At 64.4% G+C, this 880-nt stretch carries 1 protein-coding gene and 1 pseudogene; both read left to right on the forward strand.

What is annotated here, in order from left to right; all coding sequences use genetic code 11:
* Positions 1 to 477 (forward strand): transposase (locus MWU77_RS24435; RefSeq protein ID WP_374229979.1); only part of this gene is annotated, 477 nt, incomplete at its 5' end.
* A 104-nt stretch (positions 478 to 581) separates the two neighbouring features.
* Positions 582 to 880: pseudogene (locus tag MWU77_RS24440) on the forward strand (IS3 family transposase); the annotation flags it as partial.

Consider the following 880-nt stretch of genomic DNA (forward strand, 5'->3'; position numbering starts at 1 on the left):
TCACAGCAACCCCGCCTGCAGGGCGAGATACGGATCAACCCGACGATGACGATTTCCAGCCTGGCCACGGCCGGGGAGAATACCCGCATGGACCCCTCACATCCGCGCTCCGACGGCCCGCGCCGGCGCACGTTCACCCCGGCAGACAAACTCGCGCACCTGGCCGCATACGAGCAGGCCTGCGAGACGAACGAAGGTGGGGCGTATCTGCGGCGTGAGGGTTTGTATTCGTCGCTCATCAGTGAGTGGCGCAAGCAACGCGATGCGGGCGTGCTCGACGGCAAGCAGCCCGGCACCAAGGTCGGCAAACTCACCGCCGAGCAGGCCGAGATCGCGCGCCTCAAACGAGAGTTGGATCGGGCCAACAAGCGGCTCGAGACGACCGAGACAGCCCTGTCGATCATGGGAAAAGCGCATGCGCTCTTGGAATCTCTCTCCGAGAGCGCGGACACCGACGAGCCGCGCAAGAAACGTTGATGGCGGCCCATCACGAACTCACTGCCGCCGGTGTGACCACCAGGGAAGCAACAACATGGACTTCGGTAACGCGGTCGACTGCTGCACGGGACAAGAAACACCGGATGGAACCGGCGCCGACCACCGCTGCGATGAAGAAGGCGCCGGCGAACAAGCTCACCATGGAAGAACGCCACGCCGTGCTGTCCATGCTCAACTGCGACCGATTCGTCGACCAGGCTCCGCTCGAGGTCTACGCGACGCTCCTCGACGAGGGCACCTACCTGTGTTCGATATCGACGATGTACCGGATCCTGCGCGAGAACACGCAGGTCAAAGACAGACGCCGCCAGGCCCGACATCCCGCCCGGGCATGCCCGGAACTGGTGGCCACCGCACCGCGGCAGGTCTACACCTGGGACAT

This window comes from Rhodococcus sp. F64268 (assembly GCF_023015605.1).
Lineage (GTDB): Bacteria > Actinomycetota > Actinomycetes > Mycobacteriales > Mycobacteriaceae > Rhodococcus.